This window comes from Massilia sp. UYP11 (assembly GCF_050434805.1).
Classification (GTDB): Bacteria; Pseudomonadota; Gammaproteobacteria; order Burkholderiales; family Burkholderiaceae_D; genus Telluria.
This window is the reverse complement of sequence record NZ_JBNDJE010000004.1, coordinates 327,410-351,128: the sequence shown is the minus strand read 5'-3', so window position 1 is coordinate 351,128 and position 23,719 is coordinate 327,410. Positions and strand designations below refer to the sequence as shown.

Here is a 23,719-nt window from a genome sequence, read left to right as displayed (position 1 = left end):
GTTCGCCACAGAATCGCCAATCACCGGAGACCCGATTTTTCATGCTGCGCACACTGACCATCCGCGACTTCGTCATCGTCGACGCCATCGAACTGGAGTTCTCGAACGGCTTTTCGGTGTTCACCGGCGAGACCGGCGCCGGCAAGTCGATCCTGATCGATGCGCTGCAACTGGCGCTGGGCGGCCGCGGCGACGCCAGCATGGTGCGCGAAGGCGCGGCCAGGGCCGACATCACGGCCGATTTCACGCCGACCGCGCCAGCCAGCGCCTGGCTGGCGCAGCATGAGTTCAGCGTCGACGAGGGCGGGGCGCTACTGCGCCGCGTGATCGACAACGCCGGCCGCTCCAAGGGCTATATCAATGGCGTGGCCGCCACCGCAGCCCAGTTGCGCGAACTGGGCGAGCTGCTGGTCGATATCCACGGCCAGCACGCCCACCAGTCGCTGCTCAAGCCGGACGCCCAGCGCGCGCTGCTCGACAACCAGATCGCGGTGCGCGATCCGCAGGCGCGCATCGAGGCGCAAGCCGTGGCGCAAGCCTGGCGCGCCTGGCGCGCGCTGGTGCGCCAGCGCGAGGAGTACGAGACCGATGCCAGGAACGTGCTGATCGAACGCGAGCGCCTCGAGTGGCAGGTCAGCGAGCTCGACAAGCTGGCGCCGAAGGCCGGCGAATGGGGCGAGATCAGCAACGAACACAGCCGCCTGTCGCATGCCGCCAGCCTGCTCGAAGGCGCCCAGGAAGCCTTGGCCGCGATCTCGGAATCGGAGCATCCGATCCTGTCGCAGCTGTCCTCGCTCAATGCCAAGCTCGGCAAGCTGGTCGACGTCGATGCCCAGCTGCAGGCGGTGCTCGACTGCATGGAGCCGGCCCGCATCCAGCTGCAGGAGGCCGTGTCCGAGCTGAACAACTACATCGACAAGGTCGAACTCGACCCTGGCCGCCTGCGCGACGTCGATGCCCGCATGGAGGCCCTGCACAGCGCCGCGCGCAAATACCGGGTGACGCCCGAAGAATTGCCTGAGGAGCATGTGCAGCTGGCCACCAGGCTGCGCCAGCTGGCCGACGCCACCGACATCGAGGGCCTGCGCCGGCAGGAAGACAAGGCCCGCGACGCCTACATGGACGTGGCCGGCCGCTTGTCGAGCCGCCGCGTGAAAGCGGCGGCCGAACTCGGCGCCCAGGTGACGGCCGCGATGCAGGAGCTCAGCATGAGCGGCGGCAGCTTCGCCATTGGCCTGAACAGCGGCGAGCCGGGCGCGCATGGCCTCGAACAGGTGGAATTCCTGGTCGCCGGCCACGCCGGCGTGGCGCCGCGTCCGCTGGCCAAGGTGGCCTCGGGCGGCGAACTGGCGCGCATTTCGCTGGCGATCTCGGTGATCACCTCGAACGCGACCACGGTGCCGACCCTGATCTTCGACGAGGTCGACACCGGTATCGGCGGCGGCGTGGCCGAGGTGGTGGGGCGCCTGTTGCGGCGCCTGGGCCAGCAGCGGCAAGTGCTGTGCGTGACCCATTTGCCGCAGGTGGCAAGCCAGGCCAACCAGCATTTCCAGGTGGCCAAGGGCACCACGGGCGAGGGCCGCACCGTGTCGCGCATCGACGTGCTCGACAGCCGCGCGCGGGTGGAAGAGGTGGCGCGCATGCTGGGCGGGATCGAGATCACCGAGACCACGCGCAAGCATGCGCGGGAGTTGCTCGCTTCCTGAACCACTGCATGAACCACTGCGCCGGGCAACTCTTCATGTCGATGTGATGCCACTTTCTTCATTCTGTGGCAGAGTGACGGTCGACCTGCGGTCTTACGCCGCAGCATCGTTCGCCAACCTCAACCATGGAAGGAAACCGCATGAGCATCGAAAAAGTCCTGTACCGCGCCCAAGCCACCTCGCAAGGCGGCCGTGAAGGCGCCTCGAAAAGTTCCGATGGCGTCCTCGACCTGAAACTCAGCACGCCGAAGGAACTCGGCGGCGGTGGCGGTTCGGGCACGAATCCGGAGCAGCTGTTCGCGGCCGGCTACTCGGCCTGCTTCCTGGGCGCCCTCAAATTCGTGGCCGGCCAGGCCAAGGTCGCGCTGCCGCAAGACCTGACCGTCACCGGTGACGTCGGCATCGGCCAGATCCCGACCGGCTTCGGCATCGAAGTCGACCTCACCATCAAGGCGCCGGGCATGGACCAGGCCCAGCTGCAAGAGCTGGTGGACAAGGCCCATATCGTGTGCCCGTACTCGAACGCCACTCGCGGCAACATCGACGTGCGCCTGCACGTGAACACCTGATCCCCGCGGCGTAGAGACGCGATCCCCGCAGGATAAGCAGCGCTCCGTGGCCAGTGCGCCACGGAAGGCGGTGGCGCCGCTCCGGCAAAAAAGAGGGGGCCACCCGCCCGACTGGCGGGCTGCACCTATAATAAGTAGTTCCCGTCATCCATCCTCATCTATGCCATTTCGTAAAGAACCGCCTCATATCCACGGCGCCGTGTCGCACAGCGCGATCGTGCTGGTCAACCTCGGCACGCCGGACGAGCCCACCCGCTCCAGCGTGCGCCGCTACCTGAAGCAGTTCCTGTCCGATCCGCGCGTGGTCGAGATCCCCAGCAGCATCTGGTGGTTCATCCTGAACCTGTTCATCCTGCCGTTCCGCTCCGGCCAGTCGGCCGCCAAGTACCGCACCATCTGGACCCGCGAAGGCTCGCCCTTGCGCAGCCATACCGCCCAGCAGGCGGCAGACCTGCAGGCCATGCTGGCCGAACGCGGCCACGAAGGCGTCAAGGTGGCGATGGCCATGCGCTACGGCACGCCGTCCCTGCCCGACGTGCTCGAGCAGTTGAAGGCCGACGGTTGCGACCGCATCGTCGTGCTGCCCGCCTATCCGCAGTATTCCGGCACCACCACCGCCTCGATCTGGGATGCGGTGTTCAAGCATTACGCCCAGGTGCGCAACGTGCCCGAGCTGCGCCTGGTGAAGCACTACCACGACCACGAAGGCTATATCAACGCGCTGCGCGACAGCGTGCAGGCCCACTGGGACAGCCATGGCCGCGGCCAGAAGCTGGTGATGAGCTTCCATGGCACGCCCAAGCGCACCCTGGAGCTGGGCGACCCGTATTTCTGCGAGTGCCAGAAAACCGGGCGCCTGCTGGCGCAGGCCCTCGGCCTGGGGCCCGACGACTACCTGGTCACCTTCCAGTCGCGCTTCGGCAAGGCCGAGTGGCTGCAGCCGTATACCGCGCCGACCGTGCAGCAGCTGGCGCGCGACGGCGTCGAGCGTATCGACGTGATCTGCCCCGGCTTCACCAGCGACTGCCTCGAGACGCTGGAAGAGATCTCGATGGAAGTGCGCCACGATTTCGAAGCCAATGGCGGCAAGGAATTCCACTACATCCCCTGCCTGAACGCCTCGCCGTCCTGGATCCGCGGCATGGCCGAGATCGCCGAGCAGCACCTGATCGGCTGGCCCACGATCCAGACCCCGGTCCAGCGCGAGGCGCGCCGCCTCGACGCCGAGCGCGGCGCGCACAACGCGGCGCGCCTGGGCGCTTGAACCCGCCGGCCCCGCGCCGGCATTCCCGCCTGTTCAAGATCGGCCCTTGCTTGTTGACAACCTGCTAAAATGGCGGGTTATAGACGCTGGGGGCGGTATCTGCCGCTTTTCGCTTAGCAGTTCTGCAATTCCCCTTGAAATTGTAGGAGATCGCCCCATCTGAGGCGCTGTGTATCGATCAGGATACGATTTTTATCAGCCAAGTCCTTGATTCTAGGAGTTTTTCCGATGCAAGACCAAGAGAACAAAGAGGTGCTCGACCAGCAGAGTGGCGAGGCGCCAGCCGCTGACGCCGCTGCAGGTGCAAGCACGCAAGCGCCGGCTGCGCCGGGCGCAGAACCGGGCCTCGAAGAGCAACTGAGCGCCACCGAAGCAAAACTGGCCGACATGCACGACGCCTACATGCGCGCCAAGGCCGAAGCCGACAATATCCGCCGCCGCGCCCAGGAAGACGTGAGCAAGGCGCACAAATTTGCCATCGAAAGCTTCGCCGAGGCCATGGTGCCGGTGCGCGACAGCCTGGAAATGGCCATCAAGGTCGAAGCCCCGACGGTCGAGTCGATCAAGGAAGGCGTCGAAATGACCCTCAAGCAGCTGACCTCCGCATTCGAGAAGAACCGCCTGGTCGAAGTCATGCCGCAGCCGGGCGACAAGCTGGACCCGAACAAGCACCAGGCCGTGGCCGTCGTGCCGTCGGAACAGGAAGCCAATACCGTGGTTGCCGTGCTCCAGAAGGGCTACATGATTGCCGACCGCCTGTTGCGTCCGGCCATCGTGACCGCCGCAGCGCCGAAATAAGCGGCCGCAGCCTGCATCTGTGTGTGTTCTAACTGAAGCTGTCAATAGAGCCACTTGAAAGCACGCTGCCCCTTCCCAATATTGAATCCATCAGAAATTCACAAATACCAAAGGAACACATCATGGGCAAAATCATCGGTATCGACCTGGGCACCACCAATTCCTGCGTCGCCATCATGGAAAACGGTACCCCGAAGGTGATCGAGAACGCCGAAGGCGCGCGTACCACGCCGTCGATCATCGCCTACCAGGAGGATGGAGAGATCCTCGTCGGCGCGCCGGCCAAGCGCCAGGCCGTCACCAACCCGAAGAACACGCTGTACGCCGTCAAGCGCCTGATCGGCCGTAAATTCGACGAAAAAGAAGTGCAGAAGGACATCGCGCTGATGCCTTACCAGATCATCAAGGCCGACAATGGCGACGCCTGGGTCGCCGTGCGCGACAAGAAGCTGGCGCCGCCGCAGATCTCGGCCGAAGTCCTGCGCAAGATGAAGAAGACCGCCGAGGACTACCTGGGCGAAGAAGTCACCGAAGCCGTCATCACCGTTCCTGCCTACTTCAACGACTCGCAGCGCCAGGCGACCAAGGACGCCGGCCGCATCGCGGGCCTGGACGTCAAGCGCATCATCAACGAGCCGACCGCGGCCGCGCTGGCATTCGGCCTGGACAAGACCGACAAGGGCGACCGCAAGATCGCCGTGTATGACCTGGGCGGCGGCACCTTCGACGTCTCGATCATCGAGATCGCGGACGTGGACGGCGAGAAGCAGTTCGAAGTGCTGTCGACCAACGGCGACACCTTCCTGGGCGGCGAAGACTTCGACCAGCGCATCATCGACTACATCATCGACGAATTCAAGAAGATCAATGGCCTGGACCTGTCGAAGGACCCGATCGCCCTGCAGCGCATCAAGGGTTCGGCCGAGCGCGCCAAGATCGAACTGTCGTCGTCGCAGCAGACCGAGATCAACGAGCCGTACATCGCCATGGCCAACGGCGCGCCGGTCCACCTGAACCTGAAGATCACCCGCGCCAAGCTGGAATCGCTGGTCGAGGAACTGATCAACAAGACCATGGAGCCATGCCGCGTCGCCATCAAGGATGCGGGCGTGAAGGTGTCGGACATCGACGACATCATCCTGGTCGGCGGCATGACCCGCATGCCGAAGGTGCAAGAGAAGGTGAAGGAATTCTTCGGCAAGGATCCACGCAAGGACGTGAACCCGGACGAAGCCGTCGCCGTCGGCGCCGCGATCCAGGGCTCGGTCCTGTCGGGCGAGCGCAAGGACCTGCTGCTGCTGGACGTGACCCCGCTGTCGCTGGGCATCGAGACCCTGGGCGGCGTGATGACCAAGATGATCCACAAGAACACCACGATTCCGACCAAGTTCTCGCAGGTGTTCTCGACCGCCGACGACAACCAGCCGGCCGTGACCATCAAGGTGTACCAGGGCGAGCGTGAGATCGCCGCCGGCAACAAGAGCCTGGGCGAGTTCAACCTGGAAGGCATCCCGCCGGCAGCGCGCGGCACCCCGCAGATCGAAGTGACCTTCGACATCGACGCCAACGGCATCCTGCACGTCGGCGCGAAGGACAAGGCCACCGGCAAGGAAAACAAGATCACCATCAAGGCCAACTCGGGCCTGTCGGAAGAAGAAATCCAGAAGATGGTGAAGGATGCCGAGCTGAACGCGGAAGAAGACAAGAAGGTCAAGGAACTGGCCGAAGCCCGCAACCAGGGTGACGCGCTGGTCCACTCGACCCGCAAGTCGCTGACCGAATACGGCGACAAGCTGGATGCGGCCGAGAAAGAGAAGATCGAAGCGGCGATCGCCGAGCTGGAAGCCGCGATCAAGAGTGGCGACAAGGCCGACATCGATGCCAAGACCGCGGCCCTGTCGAGCGCAGCGCAATCGCTGGGCGAGAAGATGTACGCCGACATGCAGGCGCAGCAGGCAGGCGGCGCGGGTGCGGCAGGCGCGGCCGGCGGCGGTGCGGCCGGTGGCGAACAGTCGGCCAAGCAGGACGACGACGTGGTCGACGCCGACTTCAAGGAAGTGAAGGACGCCAAGTAAGCGTCTTTGGCGCGGGGACGAACAGCTTCCCGCGCACTGGCCGAGCCGAAACCATCACTGGTCATCGGCTCGGTTTTTTTGGTTTCAAGAATCCGGGATAGTGAAGAACCGTCGCAAGCGACGGCAGTTTCCGCTTGAGAAGTGCAGCCGTACTTGAGTACGGCGCGCATCGCAGGCCGACGCTGCAACGCGTGGCAGCTTATTCGCGATTCCATCAGTTTGCAGACAACTTTAGGTGCCGAGCATGGCGAAGCGTGATTTTTACGAGATCCTCGGGGTCGCAAAGGGTGCGTCGGAAGACGAGATCAAGAAGTCGTATCGCAAGCTTGCGATGAAGTACCACCCCGACCGCAACCCGGACAACAAGGAAGCGGAAGAGAAGTTCAAGGAGGTCAAAGAGGCCTACGAGATGCTGACCAATCCGGAGAAGCGCGAAGCGTACGACCGCTATGGTCACGCCGGCGTCGACCCGAACAGCGGCATGGGCGGGGGCGGCTTTGGCGGGGGCGGCGGCTTCGGCGACGCCTTCGGCGACATCTTCGGGGACATTTTCGGCGGCGGCGGCCGTGGCGGCCGCGGTGGCGGCCCGCAGGTGTACCGCGGCGCCGACCTGCGCTACAACCTCGAGATCACGCTGGAACAGGCGGCCCACGGCTTCGACACCACCATCCGCGTGCCGAGCTGGGACAAGTGCGACACCTGCCACGGCAGCGGCGCCAAGCCGGGCACCCAGCCCGTGACCTGCACCACCTGCGCCGGCCACGGCCAGGTGCGCATGCAGCAGGGCTTCTTCAGCATCCAGCAGACCTGCCCGAAATGCCATGGCAGCGGCAAGATCATCCCCGAGCCGTGCGCGGCCTGCGGCGGCGCCGGACGCATCAAGCGCAACAAGACGCTGGAAGTGAAGATCCCGGCCGGCATCGACAACGGCATGCGCATCCGCTCGTCGGGCAACGGCGAGCCGGGCACCAACGGCGGGCCGCCGGGCGACCTGTATGTGGAGATCCACATCAAGCAGCACGCGGTGTTCCAGCGCGAAGGCGACGACCTGCACTGCGAGATGCCGATCTCGTTCAGTAAGGCAGCTCTGGGCGGCGAGATCGAGGTGCCGACGCTCAGCGGCAAGGTCTCGTTCACGGTGCCCGAAGGCACCCAGACCGGCAAGACCTTCCGCCTGAAGGGCAAGGGCATCAAGAACGTGCGCTCGGGCTATACCGGCGACCTGTTCTGCCATGTGGTGGTCGAAACCCCGGTCAAGCTGACCGACAAGCAAAAGGAACTGCTGCGCGAGTTCGACCGCCTGACGGTCGAAGGCGGCGCCAAGCACAGCCCGCAGAGCAAGGGCTGGATGGACAAGGTCAAGGACTTCTTCGAATAAGCGCCCGACCGCCGACCGGCCCACGCCCTCGGCGGTTTTTTTTGCCCGGTCCGGACGTCGCCAGCCGCCATGCAACGCTGGTACACTTCACATCATTTTGATGAGCACCGCCAAACGCCCGCACGAGATGGGCCAGGCAACGTCATACGGGAAATCTCCCGCCGACGGCAACACGACAATATAAGGAATCACGATGGACAAGTACAAGACCAAGGGACTGACCGCGGCAGAGCTGTTTGAACGGAACCGTACCTGGGCCGCCTCGATGGTGGCCGAAGACCCGAACTTCTTCAAGGCGCTGCAGGACCAGCAGGCGCCAGAATACCTGTGGATCGGCTGCTCGGACAGCCGCGTGCCGGCCAACGAGTTGCTGGGCATGGCGCCGGGCGAACTGTTCGTGCACCGGAACATCGCCAACGTGGTCGTGCACTCCGACCTGAACTGCCTCTCGGTGCTGCAGTTCGCGATCGACGTGCTCAAGGTCAAGCACATCATCATCTGCGGCCACTATGGCTGCTCGGGCGTGCACGCGGCGCTCACCGATGGCCGCGTCGGCCTGGCCGACAACTGGCTCGGCCACGTGCGCGACGTGCGCGACAAGCATGGCAAATACCTGGGCAACGTGGTCGGCCGCGCCGCCACCAACCGCCTGGTCGAACTGAACGTGGCCGAGCAGGTCATGAACACGGCCCACACCACCATCGTGCGCGACGCCTGGGAACGCGGCCAGCCGCTGACCATCCACAGCTGGGTGTACGGCGTGCACGACGGCCTGCTGCGCGACCTGGGCCTCACCGTCAGCAGCTTCGAAGAGATCGCGCCGAAGCTCGCGCGCGTGCTGAACGGCTACGTGGATGGCGGAGAAGTGCGTGTCGAACGCCGCGGACAGTGATCTCGCGCGCCTGCGCGCCATCGTTCGCGCCTTCGTGGACGAGCGTGACTGGGACCAGTTCCACACGCCCAAGAACCTCGCCTCGGCGCTGAGCGTCGAGGCGGCCGAGCTGCTGGAGCATTTCCAGTGGCTGCAGTCGGGCCGCGCCGAGGAACTCGGCGCCGGCAAGCTGCAAGAGGTGCGCCACGAGATGGCCGACGTGCTGGTCTACCTGGTGCGGCTGGCCGACAAACTGGACGTCGACCTGTTGCGGGCGGTGGAAGACAAGATGGTGCTCAACCGCGCCAAGTACCCCGCCGAGCTGGTGCGTGGCGACATGCGCAAGTACGACGAGTACCAGAAATAATCACCGGGCCGGAGGGCGCGCAAGCGCAACCGCCGCGGCGGCGCCCGCGGCGGGTCCTTCGCGCCATACCGGCGGCGCCGGCCATGGCAGGCAGAGCAATCCTTGGGGGCCGGTTCAGGAACTTCTTCGCCGTTCACATTGACCTGAAAACATTTCGTGACGGCCCGTAACGTGTGGGCAGGGCTCGCCGATTGCCGTTAAGATTTTGACATGGAATCGGATTGTTATTCACAGATCGGCATGACAAGTGCCCCCGCGTGCGCTGCGTCTGATCTGGATTAAAGGCCCTCGCGCAGGATCTGGTTGTTTTGATCTTGTGCGTTCAACACAAGGTAGAAGCCATGCGCCCCATCGTCATCGTTCCCGCATGCACGCGTGATTTCGGCGAGCACCCGTACCACGCGGCCCAGCACAAGTACGTCGATGCCGTCACCCTCGGCGCCGATTGCGCGCCCCTGATCCTGCCGTCGCTCGGCGCGTCGCTGGACCTCGACACCCTGTTCGGCACCATCGACGGCATCATGCTGACCGGTTCGGCCTCGAATGTGCATCCCAGCTATTACTCTGAAGAAGTGCTGGATCCCTCGCTGCCCCAGGACCCGGCGCGCGACCAGACCACCTTGCCGCTGATCCGCGAGGCGGTGCGGCGCGGCGTGCCGATCATCGCGATCTGCCGCGGCTTCCAGGAGATGAACGTGGCGCTGGGCGGCAGCCTGCACCAGGCGGTGCAGACCGTCGCCGGCAAGTTCGACCACCGCGAGAATCCCGAGCTGGGCATGGACGAACAGTATGGCGACGCCCACAACGTCAGCCTGTCTCCCGGCGGCCTGCTGGAAGGCATCCTGGGCGTGCCCGAGATTCCCGTCAATTCGCTGCACGGGCAGGGCGTAAACGAACTGGCGCCCGGCCTGACGGTCGAAGCCCTGGCGGAAGACGGACTGGTGGAAGCATTTACCGTGTCGAACGCGCCGGGCTTCACCCTGGCCGTGCAGTGGCACCCCGAGTGGCGCATCCAGCACAATCCGTACTCGATGAAGATGTTCGGCGCCTTCGGCCAGGCCTGCCGCGAGTACCACGCACGGCGCTGCAAGAATCACGACCGGCGCCGGAGCGCCGAATGAGTGCCCCCGGCAGGGACTCGGCGCCGCGGCCTCCCGACTCTCCCGCCTTCTGCATCCAGCGCGCCCGGCACCGCCGCGGCGGCGCCTTCGTTCAACGACAGTGAGGCAAATACATGGCAATTCGCGACAAGTTCAGCTATACCGATATGGAAGAGTGGCTCGATGCAAAGCGGGTCACCGAGATCGAATGCCTGGTTCCCGACCTGACCGGGGTGGCGCGCGGCAAGATCTTGCCGCGCGTAAAATTCACCGACGACCGTGGCATGCGCCTGCCGGAAGTGGTGCTGGGCATGACCGTCACGGGCAACACGCCCGAGCGCGACGACGCCTACGAGCGCGCCATCTCCAGCATCGACCGCGACATGATCCTGCGCGCCGACCCGACCACCATCACCATGGTGCCGTGGGCGGTTGATCCCACCGCGCAAGTGATCCACGACTGCTATTACGCCGATGGCCGGCTGGTCGATTTCGCCCCGCGCAGCGTGCTGCGGCGCGTGCTCAAGCTCTATGAGCAGCGCGGCTGGAAGCCGGTGGTGGCGCCAGAGCTCGAGTTCTACCTGACGGCCAAGAACATCGATCCCGACCTGCCGCTGGCGGCCCCGATCGGCCGCAGCGGCCGCGCCGAGACCAGCCGCCAGGTGTACAGCATCGACGCCGTCAACGAATTCGATCCGCTGTTCGAGGACATCTACGATTACTGCGAGATGATGAACCTCGACGTCGACACCCTGATCCACGAGATCGGCGCCGGCCAGATGGAGATCAACTTCCAGCATGGCGAGCCGCTGGGCCTGGCCGACAAGGTCTTCTATTTCAAGCGCACCCTGCGCGAGGCCGCGCTCAAGCACGATATGTATGCCACCTTCATGGCCAAGCCGATGGCGGGCGAGCCCGGTTCGGCGATGCACGTGCACCAGAGCGTGCTCAACCTCGATACCGGCAAGAACATCTTCAGCAACGACGACGGCGCGCCGTCGACGCTGTTCCACCAGTACATCGGCGGCCTGCAGCGCTACATGCCGTCGGCGATGGCGATCGTCGCGCCTTATGTGAATTCCTACCGCCGCATCGTGCGCCAGACGGCGGCACCGATCAACTTGCAGTGGGGCATCGACAACCGCACGGTGGGCTTCCGGGTGCCGGTGTCGGGCTCGCAGGATCGCCGGGTCGAGAACCGCGTGATCGGCGCCGACGCCAATCCCTACCTGGCGCTGGCGATCACGCTGGCCTGCGGCTACCTGGGCATGACCGAAGCGATCGAACCGTCACCGATGGTCGAGGGCAATGCCTACGATATGCCGGTGGAGCTGCCGCAGGGCCTGTCCGAAGCGATCACCCTGCTGCGGCGCGAGGACCGCCTGCGCGACGTGCTGGGGGAACGCTTCATCGACGTCTATACGGCGGTGAAGGAGCTGGAGCACCGCGAGTTCATGCAGGTGATCAGCCCGTGGGAGCGCGAGCATCTGCTGCTGCATGTGTGAGGCATTGCAGTACGGGCATTCAGAAGCTGATTGAACGTTGGCGGGGAACCCGCCAACCCTACGTCGGGTCGGCGGATCCCGCCGACGCGTTCAACCGGCGTGAACATGGCCCCGAGGCTTACGCCCGCGCCCCAAGCACCTGCTGCGCCTCGCCACGGTTCTTGAACACCTGCGGCGCCAGCGATCCCGCCACCATGCCGATGAAGGCCGCGATCAGCCCCGCCAGCTGGCCCGGGAAATGCTCGCCCAGCGACGTGATCTGCTCGAAGAACAGGATCCAGGTAAACAGGCCGGCGCCGATCGAGAACATGGCGCCCTGGGTGGTCGCGCGTTTCCAGTACAGGCCCATCACCAGCGGAATGAAAGCGCCGACCAGCGGCACCTGGTAGGCGCCCGAGACCAGCTCGTAGATCGAGGTGCCTTCCATCGCGATCGCGTACAGCAGCACCAGGGCCGCGAACACCACGATCGAGATGCGCATCGCGACCAGCTGTTCGCGGTCGCTCATGCCCGGACGCAGGTTCTTGAGGATGTTCTCCACGAAGCTGGTCGATGGCGCCAGCAGGGTGGCCGACGAGGTGCTCTTGATCGCCGACAGCAGGGCGCCGAAGAACAGGATCTGCATGAACAGCGGCATCTGCGTCATCACGAAGGTCGGCAGCAGGCGCTGGTAGTCGTTCTGGGCCAGGTCGAGCGCGGTGCTGCCCATCACGACCACGGCGGCGGCCACGATGAACATCGGCACGAAGGCGAACACGATGTAGCTGGCGCCGCCGACGATGGCGCCGGTGCGCGCGGTCGGCGCGTCCTTGGCCGACATCACGCGCTGGAACACGTCCTGCTGCGGAATCGAGCCGAACATCATCGTGACCGCGGCGGCGATGAAGAACATCACGTCCTTGAAGCTGGGCTCGGGCAGGAAGCGCCACAGGTCGGCCTGCTGGGCCATCGCCAGCACGTTGCCGGCGCCGCCGGCCAGGTCGGCGGCGAACCAGGCGATCACACTCATGCCCACCACCAGCACGATCATCTGGATGAAGTCGGTCACGGCCACGGCCAGGAAGCCGCCCACGACCACGTAGACCAGCACCGTCAGGGTGCCGACGATCATGCCCACGGCCGGCGACATGGCGCCGGCGGTCAGCACCGAGAACACCAGGCCCAGCGCCGTGATCTGGGCCGCGACCCAGCCCAGGTAGCTCAGGATGATGGCCACCGAGCAGAACACCTCGATGCCCTTGCCGTAGCGCTGGCGGTAGTAGTCGCCGATCGTCAGCAGGTTCAGCTTGTAGAGCCGGGCGGCGAAGAACACGCCGACCAGGATCAGGCACATGCCGGCCCCGAACGGATCCTCGACCACCGCATTCAGGCCGCCCTGCACGAACTTGGCGGGGATGCCCATCACGGTCTCGGCGCCGAACCAGGTGGCGAAGGTGGTGGTGATCACCATGACCAGCGGCAGGCTGCGGCCGGCGACGGCGAAGTCGCTGGTGTTCTTGATCCGCGTGCCCGCCCACATGCCCAGGGCAAGCGTACCCAACAGGTAGAGCACGACGAAAGAGATCAGGGTGATGTTCATGCTGGTGAATGCTCCGAAGGCCAGGAATTATTATCGGGCGGAAAATCCGCGATTATAAAGGCAGAACCTGGCGGTAAGTTCAACTTTGCGCCGATTTGCCGCTCAATGTTGTTTGGATGTAAATATAATCGGATCGCCCTCACATCGCCTTCACATCGCCCTCGCATCGCCCTTGCATCGTCCTCATATCGCCATCTCGCGCAGCAGCTTCGACGCTTCGCGGTTGGCGCCGATGCAGGCGCCGTCGCGCATGCAGATCTGCAGCTGCGACTGCTCGTCGGCGCGCATCGATTCGACGAAATCGAGGTTCACCAGCGCCGAGCGGTGCACGCGGATGAAGCGCTGCGGGTCGAGCTGGGTTTCCAGTTCCGAGAGCCCGAGGCGCACCAGGAAGTGCTGGCCGCGGGCCACGATCACCGTGTACTTCGAATCGGCCTTCATGTATTCGATCTCGCCCAGCGCGAGCGGGAAGATGCGGCCGCGGTCGCGCACCAGGATGCGCTCCAGCCGCGCCGGGCCGCTCGCCGCGCGCGCCAGCGCATCCTCGACGTCGGCGCGATCCGGTTGCCGATCGGGGCCGTCCAGCAGGCGCGCCACGCTGGCCGCGAAGCGCGCCCGGGTAAACGGCTTGAGCAGGTAGTCGACCGCGTGCAGCTCGAAGGCGGTCACCGCATACTGGTCGTAGGCCGTGGTAAACACGATTTGCGGCAGGTAGTCGAGCCGGCGCAGCACCTCGAGGCCGGTCATCTCGGGCATCTGGATGTCCATGAACACGACGTCGGGCCGCAGCCGCCCGATGCGTTCGAGCGCGCTGGCGCCGTCGGCGGCTTCGCCGATCAGGCGCAGGCCGGGATGGGCATAGATGGCGTCGCGCAGCACGTCGCGCGCGAGCGGTTCGTCTTCGGCGAAGAAGACGGTCTTTGCGGTCTTTGCGGTATGGGTCATGGTCTCAAGCGATGGGCAGGGTGACGCAGGCGGCAAAGCCGGCGCCGGGACGGGAGTCGATCGCCAGCGCCGCGCGTCCCGCGTAATCGAGTTCGAGACGGCGGCCGATGGTGCGGATGCCGAGGCCAGGCGACGCGGCGATCGTCTCCTGCGCCGCGCCCGGGCCATCGTCGCTCACGGTCAGGCGCAGCATGCCGGCCTGCGGGTCGCGCCGGCTCTCGATGCGCAGCAGGCCGGGCCGGGTGTACGGATTGAACGCATGCTTGATGCTGTTCTCGATGAGCGGTTGCAGGGTCAGGGCCGGCAGCACGACGTCACCCAGGTCGGGGTCGAGATCCCATTGCACCTGCAGGCGCGGCCCGAGGCGCAGCTGCTCCAGCTCCAGGTAGTCGCGCACGAACTGCAGCTCGGCGTCGAGCGTCACGCGGTCGGCGCCAGCGCGCTCGGTGTCCAGCACGTAGCGCAGCATGTCCGAGAATTGAAACAGCGCCGTCTCGGCGGCGGCCGGATTGCGCTGGGTGAGGGCGATGATCGAGTGCAGGGTATTGAACAGGAAGTGGGGGTTGAGCTTGCTGCGCAGGGCGCCCAGCTCGGCGGCCACCAGCAGCGTGCGGGCCTGCTGGGCCGCCAGCGCCTGGCGCTGGGCGGCGGCGTTGGCGCGCACGGTCCGGAAGATGCCGGCTATCATGGCATAGCCCATCAGGCTGTACATCAGCGGCCAGGCGTGCCACGACAGCGGTCGCCCGTCGTCTCCCTTCTGCAGCGACAGGATGATCAGGTGCGCGCAGATGGCGAAGGCGATGGCCGCCGTCAGGTGGATGGCCAGGCGCGTGCCGGTCGCCAGCGCACGCCGCTCCATCCAGCCGGTGAGCGGCCACACCAGCGCCAGCAGCACGCCGCCGGAACCGGTGGTGACGAAGGCATGGGCGATCAGCGACGGGTCGAACTGCCCGGCCGCCAGCGCGTCGGCCTGCACCACCAGGCCCACCAGGACGACGTAGGCGAGCCAGGCGCCGATATAGATGCGCCACATGGGAGAGAGGGAAGCTGGCCTGGTCGGGTTCATCTGCAAAGTATCGTCGAGATTGCGGCGCTTGCGCATGTCATGCGCTCAATTGCAGGAAATACGGCGCCAGTCGCGGCCTGGATGCGACGACGCGCAGGCATGCATGCTTTTGCGCGTTATTGCATGGGTCTGCTTGTTTGGATACAGTGGCGCATCAACGGGAGCCAAACCATGCAATTGCCGGAAGAACGACGCCAACTGATCGCCGAGGCGGTCGAGCGCGAGGGACGGGTCTCGGCGGCCGAACTGGCGCTGCGCCTGTCGACGTCCGAAGACACGATCCGGCGCGACCTGCGCGACCTCGATGCGGCCGGCCTGCTGCGGCGCGTGCACGGCGGCGCGCTGCGCCTGCGCGCGGGGGCGAGTTTCGCGCAGCGCGCCGCCAGCGACCTGCCGCGCAAGACGCAGCTGGCGCAGGGGCTGCGCGCATGCATCCGCCCCGGCGACACGGTCCTCATCGACGCCGGCTCGACCCACCTGGCGCTGGCGCGCCTGCTCGAAGATGGCTGCTGCGCCGCCATCGTCACCAACAGCCCGCAGATCGCGCTGGCGCTGGGGGGCTTGCAGCGCACCCGCATCGTGCTGCTGGGCGGGACCTATCATCCGAACGAGGGCGCGGTCTACGGCGCCGCCACCCTGGCCGAAGTGCGGCGCCTGCGGCCCGACCTGGCCCTGGTGGGCGTGTGCGCGCTCGATCCCGCGCGCGGCCTGGCCGCCGCGAACCCCGAGGAGGCGGCGCTCAAGGAGGCGATGCTGGCCGCGAGCGCGCGGCGCGCGGTCGCCGTCCTCAACGAACGCTTCGACGACGGCGCGCCGTTCCTGTTCGGCGCGCTGGACGGGATCGATCACCTCGTTCTGGAGGCCGACGCGCCGCCTGCCGCCATCGCCGCGCTGCGCGAACGCCATCCCGCACTCGACATCAAACTCACCGGCAAGGCCCCGGCATGACCCAGGTTCCCGCCCTCGCACCACGCAGCGTCGAAGCCGGCCGCTGGGCCATCTCGACCGTCTTCCTGCTCAACGGCGCCGGTATCGGCCTGTGGGCCGCCCACGTGCCGACCGTGCAGGCGCGCATGGGCATCGATACCGGCATGCTCAGCCTGGTGCTGCTGACGATCGCCGGCGGCGCCCTGATGGCGATGCCGCTGATGGGCGGCCTGACCGGGCGCTGGGGCACGCGCCGCATGGTGCTGCTGTCGGGCTTTGCCTTCGCGCTGATGACGGCGGTGGTGATGAGCGTGCCGAACCTGCCGCTGCTGTTCGTGGCGGCCTTCCTGTTCGGCGTGTCCAACGGCGCGCTGGACGTGGCGATGAACGCCAACGCCAGCGAGGTCGAGACCGCGCGCGGCCGGCCCACCATGTCGTCGTTCCACGGCTTCTTCAGCCTGGGAGGCCTGTTCGGCGCGAGCCTGGGCGGCGTGCTGGTCGGCCAGGGCCTGGGGCATGGCGAAGGCGCGCTGATGGTGGCGCTGGCGACCGCGCTGGTGCTGGCCCTGAGCGCGCCGCGCGTGCTGGGTTTTGCCGCGCCAGGAGCGCCTCCCACCTGCCGGGATAGGCTCTTAATGCTGCCGCGCGGCGCCGCCCTCGGCTTAGGGCTGCTGGCGCTGCTGTGCTTCGCGGTCGAAGGCGCGCTGGTCGACTGGAGCGCGCTGCTGTTGGAAGAGCGCACCGGCGCCTCGCCGGCGTCGGCGGCGCTGGGCTACTCGGCGTTCTCGATCGCGATGGCGGCCTGCCGCTTCGCGGGCGACCGCATCATCCTGCGCGTCGGCGCGCTGCGGGTGATGGTGATCGGCGGCCTGGTCATGTTCGCCGGCCTGGCGCTGGCGGTGCTGAGCACTGATTTTGTGCTGTCGAGCTGCGGCTTCGCCCTGGTCGGGCTGGGCGCGGCGAACGTGGTGCCGCTGCTGTTCGGCGCCGCCGCGCGCATCCCCGGCATGCATCCCGGCGCGGGCGTGGCGGCGGTAGCCACGCTGGGCTATGGCGGCCTGCTGCTGGCGCCGCCGGTGCTGGGCTGGGTGGCGGTGCACTCGAGCGTGATGGTGGCGCTCGGCGCGCTGTCGCTGTCGGGGATCGTGATCGCGCTGAGCGCGGGGGTGTTGAAACGGTAGGGTTGGCCGGGGCGCGCAGCTGGCTACGCCGCCGACGCGGTGATGGTTGGCAGCGAGATCATCCGGCGCGAAAGCGGAGCCGTTAACGATCACCGCGTCGGCGGCAAAGCCGCCGACCCTACGTACTCGCGCAGGACGGCGTAGACGCCGCCCTGCGATTCGACCAGCGCGTAGCGGTCGGCCTGCCACGCGATCGGGGGGCCCTGCCCAGGCATGGCGACGCCGCCGGCGCGGCGCGCCATGGTGACGTGCGGCCGGTAGCTGCGCGTCTCGGGCTGCAGGCCGAGGCCGACCAGCGCGTCGGCCAGCCGCGCGTGCAGCGCCGGCAGTGCGGGCGGTACGGCCAGCGGCTCGAGCACCGCGATCCCGTGCGGCCACAGCGCCGGCGTGCCGAGATCGATCCGGAACGGGTCGAACGGGACCGCCAATCCATCGAGGAGCTCGGGCACGCGTTCGGACGCGACGCCGCCCAGGAAGTGCAGGGTGAGGTGCAGCTTGTCGGCAGGGACCGGCGTCGCGCCGCGTGGCCATTGCCAGGCATCGCGCCGCGCGCGCAGCTGCGCGCGCAGCGCGTCCGGCGGCAACAAGGCCAGGAACAGGCGCGACGTCGTTTGCTGGCCCATGCTTCTCTTAGAAGCAGTGCTCCGGCGCCGGGAAGCTGCCGTCCTTCACGGCCGCGACATAGGCCATGACGGCCGCGTCGATGCTGGTCTGGCCGTCCATGAAGTTCTTCACGAAACGCGCCTTGCGGCCCGGGAACACGCCCAGCAGGTCGTGCATCACCAGCACCTGGCCCGAGCAATCGGGGCCGGCGCCGATGCCGATGGTCGGCACCGTCAGCAGATCGGTGACTTCGCGGCCCAGGGCCGCCGGCACCGCCTCGAGCAGCACCACGGCGGCGCCGGCCGCTTGCAGCGCCAGCGCATCGTTCTTGAGGCGCTCGGCGCCTTCGCCGGTCTTGCCCTGCACCTTGAAGCCACCCAGCTGGTGCACGAACTGCGGGGTCAGGCCGATGTGCGCGCACACCGGAATGCCGCGCTCGACCAGCAGGCGCACGGTGTCGGCCAGCCAGGCGCCGCCCTCGATCTTGACCATGTGGGCGCCGGCGCGCATCAGCTGCACCGCGCTGTCGTAGGCCTGCTGCGGGTTGCCGTAGCTGCCGAAGGGCATGTCGGCCAGTACCAGCGCATTCTTGTTGCCGCGCGCGACCGAGGCGGTGTGATAGACCATGTCGGCCACCGTCACCGGCAGGGTCGAGTCGTGGCCGGCGCAGACCATGCCCAGCGAATCGCCGATCAGGAGGATCTCGACGCCGCAGCGGTCCATCAGCGAGGCGAAGCTGGCGTCGTAGCAAGTCAGCATCGCGATCCTGTCGCCGGCTGCGCGCTTGGCGAGCAGCGCGGGAACGGTCACGGCCTTCGCCACCGCGGGCACCGGCGTCGGCACCGTAGCGGCGCCGGTCGCGGCCATATCGTTACCCTGCAAATATGAGCTCATACAAATCCTTTGTAAAACTGGAACGTCCAGATTCGCGTAGTGTAATGCGGCGCCCGCGAACCTGCAGGCGCGGGGGCGATCAAGCCCTCAGGAGCGGAAGATGAAATACACGGCGCCGACCAGGCACAGGCCTGCCCAGATGTAGTCCAGCTTGAACGGTTCGTTCATGTAGAACATCGCGAACGGCACGAACACGCTCAAGGTGATCGCCTCTTGCATGATTTTCAGCTGCGCCAGCGAGAACTGGGTGTGGCCGATGCGGTTGGCCGGCACCTGCAGCAGGTATTCGAACAGCGCGATGCCCCAGCTGATCAGCGCCGCCACGTACCAGGCGCGGTGCTGCAGGCCTTTCAGGTGGCCGTACCAGGCGAAGGTCATGAAGACGTTCGACAGGATCAGGAGGCCCGTGGTCTGGGCCCAGACGGGCAGGTTCATGGCATGGGCTTCCTACGCGATCTTCGCGATGGTCTGGCCGGCCACCAGCGCCGCGAAATTGCGCGCCGGGCCGTGGCCGGGAATGTCGATGTCGGGGGCGATCTCGAGCAGCGGCTGCAGCACGAAGGCGCGTTCATGCATGCGCGGATGCGGCACGCTCAAGCTGGGGCTGGCGATCACCTCGTCGCCGTACAGCAGCAGGTCGAGGTCGAGCGTGCGCGGCGCGTTGCGGTAGGGCCGCTCACGGCCATGGGCCTGCTCGATGTCCTGCAGCGCGGCCAGCAGGTCGTGCGGGGCCAGCGTGGTGTCGAGGCAGGCCACGGCATTGACGTAGTCGTCGCCGCTGGAATCGACCGGGGCGGTGCGGTACAGGCTCGAGGTGTGCAGCAGGGTGCTGCCACCCAGGCGCGCGAGGCGCGCCAGCGCGTCCAGCACGTTCGCCTGCGCGTCGCCCAGGTTGGCGCCGACCCCGACCCAGGCCTTCATTCTTCGGATCCGGCCCGGGCCGGCGCCGCTGGCGCGCCGCCTTCGCCTTCGCCACTATTCTTGCGCGGGCCGCGGCGCGGGCGGCGTTTCTTGGCCGCGCCGCCATTGGCGCCGCCGTCGCGCTCGCGCGTGCTGGCCGCCGCCACCAGGCGCTCGCGGTCGCCGCCTTCGGCCGCATAGAACTCGGTCCACCATTCGCCCACTTCGGCCGGCAGTTCGCCCGACTGGCAGCGCAGCAGCAAAAAGTCGTAGCCGGCGCGAAAGCGCGGGTGTTCCAGCAGCTTGTACGGCGCGCGGCCGGCGCGGCGCTCGAAGCGCGGCTGCATGGCCCAGATGTCGCGCATGTCGGTGGCGATGCGGCGCTGCAGGGCCAGGTTCTCGGTTTGCGTTTCCAGCACGGCGTCGGCCGCCAGGTGCAGCGCGGGAATCGGCGCCTCGCCGGCGGCGCGGTAGGCGGTCCATTTTTCCAGCACCTGGTGCCACAGCAGCGACGCGAACAGGAAGCCCGGCGAGACGCCCTTGCCGGCCTTGACGCGCGCATCGGTGGAGTCCAGCGCCAGGGTCACGAACTTCATGCCGATCGGCTGCTCGAGCACCACGTCCAGCAGCGGCAGCAGGCCATGGTGCAGGCCGGCCGAGCGCAGCTCCTTGAGGCAGGCCAGCGCGTGGCCCGACAGCAGGAGCTTGAGCATTTCGTCGAACACGCGCGCCGCCGGCACGTTGTCGATCAGCGGGGCCATGACGGGGATCGGCGCGCGCGTGGTCGGCTCGATCGTGAAGCCCAGCTTGGCCGCAAAGCGCACCACGCGCAGCATGCGCACCGGGTCTTCGCGGTAGCGCGCCTCGGGCATGCCGATGATGCGCAAGGTCTTGGCGCGGATGTCCTCGATGCCGCCGTGGTAATCGAGCACCGATTGGGTGGCCGGATCGTAGTACATCGCATTGATCGTGAAGTCGCGTCGCGCCGCGTCTTCATGTTGTGGACCGAAGCTGTTGTCGCGCAGGACGCGGCCGTGTTCGTCCTTCGGCGCGTTGTCGCTGCCGTTGCCGCGGAAGGTGGTCACCTCCAGCAGGTCCTGGCCGAACATCACGTGCACGATCTGGAAGCGGCGGCCGATGATGAAGGCGCGCCGGAACAGCTTTTTCACCTGCTCGGGCGTGGCGTCGGTGGCGATGTCGAAGTCCTTGGGCTTCACGCCCAGCAGCAGGTCGCGCACGGCGCCGCCGACGACGAAGGCCTTGAAGCCGGCCTCCTGCAGCGCTTGGGTGACGCGGATCGCGTTGGATGAGACGTTCTTGGGGTCGATGCCGTGTTCGGCCGGGCCGAGGATGGTCGGTTCGGTTGCGTCGCGCTGGTCTTTCACACCCAGGATTTTACGGATGAATTTTTTAATCATTGAATAGATGGATGGTTGGCCAGCCCTGTTGCTGCGCGTGGCTCGCGAGCGCGGCGCTCGGATTGGTCGCGACCGGATGGGAGACGATGGACAGCAGCGGAATGTCGTTGTGCGAATCGCTGTAGAAATGGCTGCGGCCGAAGCTGCCGAACGGCTGCCCCAGGCGTTCGAGCCAGGCGTGCATGTGCGTGATCTTGCCGGGGCCCGAGGTCGGGGTGCCGGCCAGGCGGCCGGTGAGATTGCCGGCGGCGTCGCGCTCGGGCATGGCCGCGATATGGTGCTCGACCCCGAAGGCGGCCGCGATCGGCGCCGTGATGTAGTGGTTGGTGGCGGTGATGATCGCCACCAGGTCGCCGGCGGCCTGGTGCTCGCGCACCAGCTTGACGGCTTGCGGCTTGATCGCCGGCGCGATCACTTCGCGCATGTAGCGCGCATGCAAAGCCTCGAGCTCCAGGCGCGGAAAGCCCGCCAGGGTGCCGAGCGCGAACTCGAGGTATTCGACCGGATCGAGCACGCCGGCGTTGTACTGGGCGAAGAAGGCGTCGTTGCGGGCGCGGTAGGCATCGCCGTCGACCGCGCCGACCCGCGCCAGAAATTCGCCCCATTCGTGGTCCGAATCGAGCGGCAACAGGGTATGGTCGAGGTCAAACAGGGCAAGGTTTTTCATTCTTTGGGTTCAAGCGGCAGGTTCTCTTGCAACAGCAGGTCGCGCAGCAGGGGCAGCGTGACCGGGCGCTGGGTTTCGAGCGAATACTGGTCCAGCGCGTCCAGCATTGTCGACAGGGAACGCATGTCGCGTTTGAAATGAGACAACAAATAGGGTAACACGCTGGCCGACAAGGTCAAACCGCGCGCCTCGGCGGCATGCGTCAGCGCTGCGATCTTCTGGTCGTCCGACAGGCCGTGGATCTGGTACACCAGGCCCCAGCCCATGCGGGTGCGCAGGTCTTCGCGCACCTGCAGCACGGCCGGCGGCACCGGACCGGTGCAGACCATGTAGGCGCCGTGCTCGCGGATCTGGTTGAACAGGGCGAAGGCATCGATCTGGCGGCGCGGGCTGAGGCGGTCGCAATCGTCCAGCAGGTACAGGGTGACGTCGGGCGCGTGCACGAACTGCCCGGCAGCCGCGTCGGCCGCGATGTAGCGCGAAGCGGGACTGGCCGCCAGCGCCTGCAGCAGGTGGGTCTTGCCGGCGCCGGTGTCGCCCCACAGATAGGCGAAATGCTCGCGCGAGACGCGCTCGGCGAACAGGTGCATCAGGTGCGCCAGTTCGGCATTTTCCCCCACCTGGAAGGTGTCGAGGCTGTGCGCCGGCTCGGCGCCTAAATCGAGCACCAGCTGTTTCATGGCGTTCGTCGGTTCATGCCCGCGGTAAGGGAAAATGGCATGCCAGTAAGGTGATGTCCGCTGCGCTGTTAATCAAATTAGTTCGTCAAACGGTTATGGGGAGAGCCGTTTTGCTAAAATAGTGGATTGACCAGTTTTTTGCCGGTCGCCTCCTATTTTACCGCCTCCGCTGCCAAATACCATGAGCCAACCATCTAATGTTTCTCTCTCTTACCGCGACGCGGGTGTCGATATCGATGCCGGCGACGCCCTGGTCGAAGCGATCAAGCCTTTCGCCAAGCGCACCATGCGCGAAGGCGTGCTGGGCGGGATCGGCGGCTTCGGCGGTCTGTTTGAGATCAGCAAGAAGTTCAAGGAACCGGTCCTGGTCTCGGGCACCGACGGCGTGGGCACCAAGCTCAAGCTGGCGTTCGAGCTGAACCGCCACGACACCGTCGGCATCGACCTGGTCGCCATGAGCGTCAACGACATCCTGGTGCAGGGCGCCGAGCCGCTGTTCTTCCTCGATTACTTTGCTTGCGGCAAGCTGGACGTGGCGACCGCCACCGCCGTGGTCAAGGGCATCGCCCAGGGCTGCGAAGAATCGGGCTGCGCCCTGCTGGGCGGCGAAACCGCCGAAATGCCGGGCATGTACCCGGACGGCGAATACGACCTGGCCGGCTTCGCCGTCGGCGCGGTCGAAAAATCGCAGATCATCGACGGCAGCAAAATCGTCCCGGGCGACGTGGTGCTGGGCCTGGCCTCGTCGGGCATCCACTCGAACGGCTACTCGCTGGTGCGCAAGATCATTCAGGTGGCCAAGCCCGACCTCGAGGCGGACTTCCATGGCCGCAAGCTGGCCGACGTGCTGATGGCGCCGACCCGCCTCTACGTCAAGCCGCTGCTGGCCCTGATGGCCTCGATGGAAGTGAAGGGCCTGGTGCACATCACCGGCGGCGGCCTGGTCGAGAACATCCCGCGCGTGCTGCAGGACAACCTCACCGCGGTGCTGGACGCCAAGTCGTGGACCATGCCGCCGCTGTTCCAGTGGCTGCAGCAGCACGGCGGCGTGCTTGATGCCGAGATGCACCGCGTGTTCAACTGCGGCATCGGCATGACCGTGATCGTCTCGAAAGAGAACGCGGACGCCGCTTTTGCCCAGCTGGAAGCGGCCGGCGAGACCGTGTACCGCATCGGCGAGATCCGCACCCGCGAAGAAGGCCAGGCGCAGACCGTCGTCCTGTAAC

The 23,719-nt window shown here is 66.5% G+C and carries 23 protein-coding genes; 13 read left to right on the top strand and 10 right to left on the bottom strand.

What is annotated here, in order from left to right; all coding sequences use genetic code 11:
* The first annotated feature begins 41 nt into the window (after positions 1 to 41).
* The 10 genes from recN (at position 42) to ABIB38_RS10355 (ending at position 11,633) form a co-directional block, all read left to right on the top strand.
* Complete coding sequence (gene recN / locus ABIB38_RS10400; protein ID WP_429203681.1) at positions 42 to 1,706, top strand: DNA repair protein RecN; 1,665 nt, start codon at positions 42 to 44, stop codon at positions 1,704 to 1,706.
* Positions 1,707 to 1,846: 140 nt separating this feature from the next.
* Positions 1,847 to 2,275, top strand: coding sequence for an organic hydroperoxide resistance protein (locus ABIB38_RS10395; RefSeq protein ID WP_429203680.1), 429 nt, complete (start codon positions 1,847 to 1,849; stop codon positions 2,273 to 2,275).
* Between the two features lie 160 nt (positions 2,276 to 2,435).
* A complete protein-coding gene (gene hemH / locus ABIB38_RS10390) occupies positions 2,436 to 3,539 on the top strand; it encodes a ferrochelatase (protein WP_429203679.1) in 1,104 nt (367 codons plus the stop codon).
* Positions 3,540 to 3,767: 228 nt separating this feature from the next.
* Positions 3,768 to 4,337, top strand: coding sequence for a nucleotide exchange factor GrpE (grpE, locus tag ABIB38_RS10385; RefSeq protein ID WP_429203678.1), 570 nt, complete (start codon positions 3,768 to 3,770; stop codon positions 4,335 to 4,337).
* A gap of 104 nt (positions 4,338 to 4,441) precedes the next feature.
* The gene (dnaK, locus tag ABIB38_RS10380) at positions 4,442 to 6,412 is read left to right on the top strand and encodes a molecular chaperone DnaK (RefSeq protein WP_429203709.1); all 1,971 of its coding nucleotides are present in this window, start codon (positions 4,442 to 4,444) and stop codon (positions 6,410 to 6,412) included.
* A 244-nt stretch (positions 6,413 to 6,656) separates the two neighbouring features.
* Positions 6,657 to 7,790, top strand: coding sequence for a molecular chaperone DnaJ (gene dnaJ, locus ABIB38_RS10375; RefSeq protein ID WP_429203677.1), 1,134 nt, complete (start codon positions 6,657 to 6,659; stop codon positions 7,788 to 7,790).
* A 193-nt stretch (positions 7,791 to 7,983) separates the two neighbouring features.
* Positions 7,984 to 8,682, top strand: a complete 699-nt coding sequence (gene can, locus ABIB38_RS10370) for a carbonate dehydratase (protein WP_429203676.1) — start codon at positions 7,984 to 7,986, stop codon at positions 8,680 to 8,682.
* Positions 8,660 to 9,028, top strand: coding sequence for a nucleotide pyrophosphohydrolase (locus ABIB38_RS10365; protein WP_429203675.1), 369 nt, complete (start codon positions 8,660 to 8,662; stop codon positions 9,026 to 9,028). The genes can and ABIB38_RS10365 overlap by 23 nt, the downstream gene beginning before the upstream one ends.
* Positions 9,029 to 9,369: 341 nt before the next feature.
* Entirely contained in the window at positions 9,370 to 10,149 is a 780-nt protein-coding gene (locus tag ABIB38_RS10360; protein ID WP_429203674.1) for a gamma-glutamyl-gamma-aminobutyrate hydrolase family protein, read from the top strand.
* Between the two features lie 113 nt (positions 10,150 to 10,262).
* Positions 10,263 to 11,633: a glutamine synthetase family protein gene (locus ABIB38_RS10355; protein ID WP_429203673.1), complete on the top strand. Its 1,371-nt coding sequence runs from the start codon at positions 10,263 to 10,265 to the stop codon at positions 11,631 to 11,633.
* A 118-nt stretch (positions 11,634 to 11,751) separates the two neighbouring features.
* Here the strand turns inward: ABIB38_RS10355 and ABIB38_RS10350 are convergent, their stop codons facing one another.
* From ABIB38_RS10350 to ABIB38_RS10340, 3 genes are all read right to left on the bottom strand, one after another.
* The gene (locus ABIB38_RS10350) at positions 11,752 to 13,212 is read right to left on the bottom strand and encodes a sodium:solute symporter family protein (RefSeq protein WP_429203672.1); all 1,461 of its coding nucleotides are present in this window, start codon (positions 13,210 to 13,212) and stop codon (positions 11,752 to 11,754) included.
* A gap of 183 nt (positions 13,213 to 13,395) precedes the next feature.
* Positions 13,396 to 14,157: a LytR/AlgR family response regulator transcription factor gene (locus ABIB38_RS10345; protein ID WP_429203671.1), complete on the bottom strand. Its 762-nt coding sequence runs from the start codon at positions 14,155 to 14,157 to the stop codon at positions 13,396 to 13,398.
* A 4-nt stretch (positions 14,158 to 14,161) separates the two neighbouring features.
* A complete protein-coding gene (locus tag ABIB38_RS10340; RefSeq protein WP_429203670.1) occupies positions 14,162 to 15,259 on the bottom strand; it encodes a sensor histidine kinase in 1,098 nt (365 codons plus the stop codon).
* Positions 15,260 to 15,394: 135 nt separating this feature from the next.
* On the opposite strand from ABIB38_RS10340, the gene ABIB38_RS10335 reads away from it, so the two are divergent.
* Both ABIB38_RS10335 and ABIB38_RS10330 read left to right on the top strand, forming a co-directional pair.
* Positions 15,395 to 16,171 (top strand): DeoR/GlpR family DNA-binding transcription regulator, encoded by a 777-nt coding sequence (locus tag ABIB38_RS10335; protein ID WP_429203669.1) that lies wholly within the window; start codon positions 15,395 to 15,397, stop codon positions 16,169 to 16,171.
* The gene (locus ABIB38_RS10330) at positions 16,168 to 17,331 is read left to right on the top strand and encodes an MFS transporter (protein WP_429203668.1); all 1,164 of its coding nucleotides are present in this window, start codon (positions 16,168 to 16,170) and stop codon (positions 17,329 to 17,331) included. The genes ABIB38_RS10335 and ABIB38_RS10330 overlap by 4 nt, the downstream gene beginning before the upstream one ends.
* 89 nt (positions 17,332 to 17,420) lie before the next feature.
* Here the strand turns inward: ABIB38_RS10330 and thpR are convergent, their stop codons facing one another.
* From thpR to hda, 7 genes are all read right to left on the bottom strand, one after another.
* Positions 17,421 to 17,954: an RNA 2',3'-cyclic phosphodiesterase gene (thpR, locus tag ABIB38_RS10325; RefSeq protein WP_429203667.1), complete on the bottom strand. Its 534-nt coding sequence runs from the start codon at positions 17,952 to 17,954 to the stop codon at positions 17,421 to 17,423.
* A gap of 7 nt (positions 17,955 to 17,961) precedes the next feature.
* Positions 17,962 to 18,828, bottom strand: a complete 867-nt coding sequence (panB, locus tag ABIB38_RS10320; protein ID WP_429203666.1) for a 3-methyl-2-oxobutanoate hydroxymethyltransferase — start codon at positions 18,826 to 18,828, stop codon at positions 17,962 to 17,964.
* An 87-nt stretch (positions 18,829 to 18,915) separates the two neighbouring features.
* A complete protein-coding gene (locus ABIB38_RS10315) occupies positions 18,916 to 19,263 on the bottom strand; it encodes a DMT family protein (RefSeq protein ID WP_429203665.1) in 348 nt (115 codons plus the stop codon).
* A 12-nt stretch (positions 19,264 to 19,275) separates the two neighbouring features.
* A complete protein-coding gene (gene folK / locus ABIB38_RS10310; RefSeq protein ID WP_429203664.1) occupies positions 19,276 to 19,749 on the bottom strand; it encodes a 2-amino-4-hydroxy-6-hydroxymethyldihydropteridine diphosphokinase in 474 nt (157 codons plus the stop codon).
* Positions 19,746 to 21,146 carry a polynucleotide adenylyltransferase PcnB gene (pcnB, locus tag ABIB38_RS10305; RefSeq protein ID WP_429203663.1) on the bottom strand — a complete coding sequence of 467 codons (1,401 nt, stop codon included), beginning with the start codon at positions 21,144 to 21,146 and terminating at the stop codon, positions 19,746 to 19,748. The genes folK and pcnB overlap by 4 nt, the downstream gene beginning before the upstream one ends.
* Positions 21,139 to 21,813, bottom strand: coding sequence for an HAD family hydrolase (locus ABIB38_RS10300; RefSeq protein ID WP_429203662.1), 675 nt, complete (start codon positions 21,811 to 21,813; stop codon positions 21,139 to 21,141). Before ABIB38_RS10300 ends, pcnB begins: the two co-directional genes overlap by 8 nt.
* Entirely contained in the window at positions 21,810 to 22,493 is a 684-nt protein-coding gene (hda, locus tag ABIB38_RS10295; RefSeq protein ID WP_429203661.1) for a DnaA regulatory inactivator Hda, read from the bottom strand. The genes ABIB38_RS10300 and hda overlap by 4 nt, the downstream gene beginning before the upstream one ends.
* A 181-nt stretch (positions 22,494 to 22,674) precedes the next feature.
* On the opposite strand from hda, the gene purM reads away from it, so the two are divergent.
* Entirely contained in the window at positions 22,675 to 23,718 is a 1,044-nt protein-coding gene (gene purM / locus ABIB38_RS10290; protein ID WP_429203660.1) for a phosphoribosylformylglycinamidine cyclo-ligase, read from the top strand.
* Position 23,719: the final 1 nt, after the last annotated feature.